We start from the raw sequence: 7,078 nt of genomic DNA, 5'->3' as shown, positions 1-7,078 counted from the left end.
GATCGACGTCGTGACGGCGCCGCCACCAATACCGCGCTCGAACCAGCCACTACCAGCGCAGACTCCGAACCTGAAAGTGCGGCTGGAGTACTAGTTCGTTGGTTCGGGGTATCACCCTGACCAGGTGTGAAGTTGCGCGCCGTAGCGCCTAGCCTTGCCCCTGCCGAAACCCCCATCCGGCCTGGTGAGGGCCGGTGTGGCGTGTCGGTGATGTAGGCCCGGTTGCTGGGCGCTGGGCCTGGGCGTAGCTGGTGATCGATGCGGCATGATGGGCTGCCGTGCTGCTGCGACTGGCGTACATGGGTGTGACGAATGCGTTCGCGGTGCTGCGCCTGCTGCCGATGAGCAATCGGGACAAGGACGTGGAGATCCCTTGCCCTGCGCCATCAGATCGCGGTGCTGGAACGCCATCTGGGCAAGGAGAAGGTCCGGTTCGACCCGAGTGACCAGCGTTCCTGGCGGCCCTGCTACACCGGCTGCCGCGCGACCTGCTGCGCCGAGTGCGGCTGCTGGTGCGCTCCGACTCGGTGCTGCGCTGGCATCGCGATCTGGTCGCCCGCCGTCACGCGGCCATTTCCCGACCCAAGCGCCCGGGTCGACCGCGCATTGTGCACTCCGCCCGGGCCCTGGTGCTGCGCCTGGCGCGGGAGACTCCCAGCTGGGGCTACCGGCGCCTGCACGGCGAACTGCTGGTGCTGGGGGTGAAGGTGGCCGCGTCCACTGTCTGGGAGATCTTGAAGAAGGCCGGGATCGACCCGGCGCCCGAGCGGGCCGCCAGCACCTGGTCCGACTTCCTGCGCTCCCAGGCGGACGCCCTGCTGGCATGTGACTTCCTGGAGACAGTCACCCTAACGGGAGCGCGGATGTACGTGTTCGCGGTGATTGAGCACCCCAGCCGCCGAATCCACATCCTGCGCGCCACCCCGCATCCAACCACCGCAGGGGTGGCACAGGCGGCGAAGAACCTCGTCATGGACCCCGAAGGCAACGGCTCTCGGGCGCGGTTCATGGTCCGCGACCGGGATGGCAAGTTCCCCGATTTGTTCGACGCCATCCTCGCCGACGCGGACATCGACGTCGTGTTCAGCGGCATCCAGATGCCGAGAATGAACTCGATCATGGAACGGTGGGTACAGACTGCCGCCGCGAACTACTGGACCGGACCCTGATCTGGAACCAGCGGCACCTGCTCGACGCCCTTCGCGAGTTCGAACAGTTCTACAACGGACACCTGTCGGGCTCGAAAATTCGGTGCGGGTCTGTGACGTGCGCCTTTGTGCGAGGTCTGCCCCGGCGGTAGCGGCAACGATGGGGTCATGACCGCTTTGCTGGTGTACCTGCTCCTGCGCCAGATCTTGCAGATGCTCACCCAGCTCGCCTGCGACGGCGGCGCGATAGACGTCGAACTGCTCGTGTTGCGCCATCAGGTGGCGGTGCTGTGCCGGCAGGTGCACTGCCCCGATCTGCAGCCCGAGGATCGGGTGGTGCTGGCGGCGTTGTCACGGCTGCTGCCCCGACCGCAATGGTCAGCGTTCTTCGTCACCCCAGCAACGCTGCTGCGCTGGCACCGGCAACTGATCGCCCGACACTGGACCTATCCGCATGCGCGGCCCGGCCGGCAACCGGTCGACCGGGAGCTCCGCAAGCTGGTGCTGCGTCTGGCCGCGGAGAACCCCACAGGCCGGCGAACGCCGATCCCGGGCAAGGGCATCCTCCGACCGCTGTGGAACCTCGGCCGACGTACGGCTGCGGGCGACCCCGATCTGCTCGTGGCACGCATCTGGGTGGAGTCCGCTCCAGCGTTGTCACCAGGCACCACCGAGTCGGTCCGCCTGGGCCCGCTGTCCCCGGCCCTCTGGCGGCACCTGCAGCCGGTGACGATCACCATGCACGAGGGCCGGCCCGTGACAGGAAAGGCCACCATCATCGAGGCGTCGAATGCGCGCTGACGTCGGCATGATCTGACGCTGGCGTCGCACCCGTCTTTTGACCGACGATAGTTGGGCTCCCTCAGGCTGCCGCGCGCACGGTCGGCGGCAAGAGCGGATGTTCAGGCAGACAGTGTTGCCGATCAGCGGGCTTGAGCAAGCAGGGCCGTGATCATCGTTTGAGGTTCGATGGTGGTTGGTCGGTCGCTAACCTGCCCGTCGCCGAGTTCGATGACCCGCCATACGCCGTCCGTGCGGAGAGCGAGGTCCACGGTGACGAAGGGCAGGCCGAGCCCGGCGATCAACGGTGCGATCGGGGCCAGGTCGATCTCGACCGGCGCCGAATCGTTCGGGCTGTCGGGATGCGGTCCGATCAGGACACATACGCCGTCGACCCACCATGTGCGTACTTCGGCGGAGGCGAACCGCTCGAAGCGCCGCAGCACGAACCCGCCCACGAAGTCGTTCTCGCGCAGTTCGAGAAACCGGCTCGCCACGCTCCGCGCAGCCGCACCGTCCTCGAGGTCGGGGATGAACGCGGCCTCGTCCCAGTAGTGCTTCATCGACTTGCTGTAGTCACGCAGCACTGTCCTGCGTCGGTTGATGGTTGACACGGCGGGCTCAACCATCATGCGAGACCAGGCAGTAGTCACGCAGCACCGCCGGTCCCGCGCCCAGTTCGACACGCGCGCGGTCGAAGTCCGCCCGCTCCGAGCCCGTGGTCCACACCGACGGCGGGGTGACCGCAGCCAGAGCGGCATACCAGCCAGGCAGCTCATGTGCCCGCCGGTACTGCTCCCCACCAGTCCTCTACACCACCCCGCGCTCGGCGAGGATCTCGGCGAAAGTGGCGTACTGCTCCCTACGCAGCATCCAGCCGCGGTACACGGCCATACCGCTGCCTGAGACCGATGCGACCGCCCGACGCACATCTCCGCCCTGCACCAACGCGTCGTGGTCGACCACCGCCACATTGAGCCCGGCAGCACGTGCGGCCTGTGCCTCCGACGCGAAATGCTCGTCCGGGTGGCGCGGCCGTAGAGGGTTCGCGGGAACCAACAGGATCACGCTTACATCCTGCCCCACACGGCCGTCGACCTCGAACTGTTATGCCGGCCGCCGCCCGGTTCGCGGCATGTGAGTACGCCTGAAAACGCGGTCGAGCCCGTCGTGTTTGCCACCCGCGTCCTCATCGGCCGCTACTCAGCCGTAGAACGAGTCTAGGGTTTCGGGTTCGTGGCGCAGGCGCTCGCCATCCGAGTACGGCACTCCCATCTCCCGGAACCAGACGTGGGCTAGCAGTTCGGTGTGGTGGTAGTACACCGCTGTGGAACGCAGCGACTCGAATGAGCCCGGCGCCTCGCTCAGGTTCTCCAGCGCCCGGTGCAGGTACCGCAGTGCACGCTCGTGATGTCCCGGATACCGGCCGGTGCGGCCTGGCGCGGACAGATCGGTAGCGTTGATGGCGGCCGTGATCCGGTCGGCGACACCTTGGCAGTACTCCTTCACGATCTGCCGCGCGGTGACCGCCCGGACTGCGTCCGGGTCGTGTACGCCCGCTTCGGCGAGGTCGGCGGCCGCGGCACCGACCGGCGATACCGTCCCGTCCCGGCCGATCGTGAACAGGTACACGCCGATCTCTGCGGCTGCCTCGCACGTCGCAGTCGTGTAACCGGAGGTGGAGTAGAACAGGTGATGGGGTGAGTGCGGCCGGGTACCGCGCAGCTGGTGCACCTGCGGGGCACCTACCGGCTGCGCCTGCATCTTTACCTGGGCGACACCGGTCCCGGCGACGACGTCGAGGCCACCGTCGCGATTGCCACCGGTCAGTTCCGCATCGGCGAAGCCGAGCGCCCGCATGTGGGCGGCGGCGATCTCCTCACTGGTACGCCAGTCCGACGGCAGGAAGCGCTGCGCCGGCATAGCCCCACGTGCGGACGCGGCGGCGTCCAGGTCGGGAAGCGCGGGCACCTCGGGCTGCTCGGGAAGCAACTTGATCTGCCCGGCCGCGCCCTTGGTGATGAGCTGTCTTAGCCGGTCGAGCCGGTCGAGCCCGTCGTCGTCGGAGAAGACCTTGATACCGAACCTGCGGCGGTTGTTAGCGGTGACATCGAAGGCCCAGCCGGCGTTCGGCCAAGTCGCGCCCGGGCTGCCCCACATCCAGCTCGGGCACGGCGGCCCGGTGCAGAACTTGACCGCGCCGGTGGCGCGTTCGACGAGAATCCACCGTCGCATCGTCCGGGCAGCGACGAACTGCGCAGTACCGTCGCGGGTTAGCCTGGACAACCTGTCATCGTCGGCCTGGACCTGGACCGCAGCCTCGGCGATGAGCTCAACGTGGTCGTCCGGTTCGATCTTGGCCAGCAGCCGGGCGCCAGCGTCCGGGTGTAGCGGCCGGGAACCACGCGTCCGCAAATAAGTCCGGTAGGCCCACGCCGCGCGGGCATCCTCCCTTAGCCGGTCAGGCCCTGGGCCATCAGCCACAGAGGCCGGACCGGATGTGCCGGGAAGATGTTCCGCCACGGAAACCTCCAGAACAACGCGAGGGGCAGCCAGTGGATCATGCAGGATTCACGATCACCCGTCGACCGCCAGCGCCCCGGTCGCCTGTGATGTCCGCCACCACACTGAGCGGGCATCCTCACTCGGCGCCGACGGAGCCGGCAGCAGGCGGCGGAGCGCGACGGCGGCCCCGACGCTGGCGTGGCGGCCGGGAGATCTTGGTAACCCACGCACAGCTCATGCCGGGTGAACAGGCTGGGCTGGTTACTAACCACCCTGACCCCGAGGGCTGATCGAACAACTCCGGCCACGACAGGCCGCCGACGTCACGTCGGCTGACAGCACCGGCGACCTGCTCCGGGCGTACTTCTCCGGCCTCAAGCCAGCGATGCCACTCATCCGTCGCATCCACCGCGCCTGCAACCAGGAACTGCGCCATCTCGCGACCGAGCTGCCCAAGCGCAGCATGCCGTCGTCGTGATGCCGGGCAGCCGCGTTGGATGACCCGCCGACGACCCAAACGGAAGACCCGAGGTGGGGACGGTGCTGTTGAGTGCAGGTCATTTCGGTTGAGCGCAGTCGCGGGCCGTCGAACGGACCCCGCTCCTCCATTCTGCTCCCCCGGACATTCCAATGCGTTCGTCGTCTTCGAATGGGGGCGGCTGGGCCTACCGGACGGTCCGACTCGACCTGGCGGCGTGGCCGCTCGCTCGTCGTTGCCGCCGGGAATGAGCACGTCGCCGACGAGGTCAGATGGGTTCGGGCTACCCCTCGGCCCGTTGGTCGGTCGTCGTGTCCGCCTTGGCCTGCGCCGACTTCCGCTTGGCGTGATGCTCCGGCCGAACGACCGTCGTGATCATCCGCCGTCTATGCGACGGTCGAGGTCCGTCCGGCGCGGGGGCGCGGGGGCCGGACGCCGCAGCGGTGAGGAGAGTGGCACATCGTGGTGTCTCGGACAGTCAGACGGGCGCTGGCCGCAACGGCGGCGGCGACCCTGGTGGGATCGCTGACGCTTGCCAACCCGGCTCAGGCCGATCCCAGCAACAACTCAGCTCAGAAGCTCACGAAGGCGGTGACCCTGCAGGGGGTGCTCCGCCACCTCGACGCGTTCCAGTCGATCGCCGATGCCAACGGCGGCAACCGCGGCTCCGGCCTGCCGGGGTACGACGCGAGCGCCGACTACGTGGCCGGGCTGTTGGAGGACGCCGGCTACGACGTGAGCCGCCAGCCGTTCGATTTCAGCTTCTTCGAGGAGTTCGGGTCGACCTTCACCCGGACCGCCCCGGTGCCGGCGACCAATTTTGTGGACGGCACCGACTATGACCTGATGGACTTCTCCGGTGCCGGTGACGTCGCGGGTCTTGTCGTACCGGTCGACCTCGCCCTCACCCCGCCGCGTGCGTCCACGTCGGGATGCGAGGCGTCGGACTTCCCGGCGGCCGTGGTCGGCAAGATAGCGCTCGTGCAGCGCGGCACCTGCCCGTTCGGGCAGAAGGTGGCCAACGCCGAGGCCGCCGGCGCGATCGGCGCGATCCTCATGAACCAGGGCAACGGCGACCCGGTCGTCAACGCCGACCGCTACACATTGTTCGCCGGCACGCTCGGCGCGCCGGTGGGCATCCCCGCGGTGTCGGTCTCCTACTTCCTCGGGGAGCAGTTCGCCACCACGCCGAGCCTCACTGTGCGGATTACCGCCGACACGACCTCTGAGGTTCGGTCGACGGAGAACATCATCGCGGAGAGCACCAACGGTCGAACCGACAACGTGGTGATGGCCGGAGCGCACCTGGACTCCGAGCCGGACACCGCAGGCATCAACGACAACGGCAGCGGCAGCGCCGCCCTCCTCGAGGTCGCGCTCCAGATGGCGAAGGTCAAGCGCAACAACCAGGTCCGGTTCGCGTGGTGGGGCGCCGAGGAGTCCAACCTGGTCGGGTCGACGTTCTACGTCAACAGCCTCAGCGAGGCGCAGATCGCGGACCTCGCGCTCTACCTCAACTTCGACATGGTCGGCTCGCCCAACTACGTGTTCGGCGTCTACGACGGCGACGATTCGGCGCAATCCGGCTCCGGCCCCGGCCCGGCCGGCTCCGCCGAGGTCGAAGACGTGTTCGAGGGCTTCTTCGCCAGCCGCGGGCTGCCCACCAACGCCGCCGACTTCACCGGCCGGTCCGACTATGGTCCGTTCATCGCGGTCGGCATCCCGGCCGGTGGGCTGTTCACCGGCGCGGAGGGGCTCAAGACCGCCGAGGACGTGGCCAAGTACGGCGGGGTGCAGGGCGCGCAGTACGACCCCTGCTACCACGAGCCGTGCGACAGCCTGAACCCGGTCGGAGACGGCGGCAACGCCGCCCTCTACGCACAGCTCGACGCGGCGTACGACCTCTACGGCAACGTCAACACGTTCGCGATCGACGTCAACGCCGACGCCGCCGCCACCGCGTTGATCACGTTCGCCTACGACACGGCGGCCGTGAACGGCGTGCCGCGCTCGCCGGGTAAGTCGCATGGCGCGGGCAAGAGCGAGGACACCCACGGCAACGCCCTCCGCTAAGAGCGTGTTTGAGAGGGACTTGATCAGGTCCAGATGAAGGTGCGCTTTGCCTGCCGTCGGGCTGGTCGGCCGCGGGTGATGCGGCGGGTCATGC

The 7,078-nt window shown here is 68.1% G+C and carries 6 protein-coding genes; 3 read left to right on the top strand and 3 right to left on the bottom strand.

The window, feature by feature from the left end:
* Positions 1-500 precede the first annotated feature (500 nt).
* Together ABZV00_RS37505 and ABZV00_RS37500 are read left to right on the top strand one after the other, a co-directional pair.
* Complete coding sequence (locus ABZV00_RS37505) at positions 501-1,169, top strand: helix-turn-helix domain-containing protein (RefSeq protein WP_355615327.1); 669 nt, start codon at positions 501-503, stop codon at positions 1,167-1,169.
* Between the two features lie 192 nt (positions 1,170-1,361).
* Positions 1,362-1,949, top strand: a complete 588-nt coding sequence (locus tag ABZV00_RS37500; protein WP_355615324.1) for a helix-turn-helix domain-containing protein — start codon at positions 1,362-1,364, stop codon at positions 1,947-1,949.
* 122 nt (positions 1,950-2,071) lie between these two features.
* Here ABZV00_RS37500 and ABZV00_RS37495 read toward each other — a convergent pair whose 3' ends face one another.
* From ABZV00_RS37495 to ABZV00_RS37485, 3 genes are all read right to left on the bottom strand, one after another.
* Positions 2,072-2,542 carry an ATP-grasp domain-containing protein gene (locus ABZV00_RS37495; protein ID WP_355615321.1) on the bottom strand — a complete coding sequence of 157 codons (471 nt, stop codon included), beginning with the start codon at positions 2,540-2,542 and terminating at the stop codon, positions 2,072-2,074.
* A 196-nt stretch (positions 2,543-2,738) separates the two neighbouring features.
* Positions 2,739-2,996, bottom strand: coding sequence for a hypothetical protein (locus ABZV00_RS37490; protein ID WP_355615318.1), 258 nt, complete (start codon positions 2,994-2,996; stop codon positions 2,739-2,741).
* Between the two features lie 135 nt (positions 2,997-3,131).
* Positions 3,132-4,343, bottom strand: a complete 1,212-nt coding sequence (locus ABZV00_RS37485; protein WP_355615315.1) for a restriction endonuclease — start codon at positions 4,341-4,343, stop codon at positions 3,132-3,134.
* 1,030 nt (positions 4,344-5,373) lie between these two features.
* Between ABZV00_RS37485 and ABZV00_RS37480 the strand changes: the two genes are divergently transcribed.
* Positions 5,374-6,984, top strand: coding sequence for a M28 family peptidase (locus ABZV00_RS37480; protein ID WP_355615312.1), 1,611 nt, complete (start codon positions 5,374-5,376; stop codon positions 6,982-6,984).
* The last annotated feature ends 94 nt before the right edge of the window (positions 6,985-7,078 follow it).

The organism is Micromonospora sp. NPDC005173 (assembly GCF_040608515.1).
Taxonomy (GTDB): Bacteria; Actinomycetota; Actinomycetes; order Mycobacteriales; family Micromonosporaceae; genus Micromonospora.
This window is presented reverse-complemented; position numbering and strand designations above follow the sequence as displayed.

Excerpts from the sequence above, each read along its gene's own strand:
- ABZV00_RS37500 (WP_355615324.1), top strand. The coding sequence starts at position 1,362 with ATGCTCACCCAGCTCGCCTGCGACGGCGGCGCGATAGACGTCGAACTG.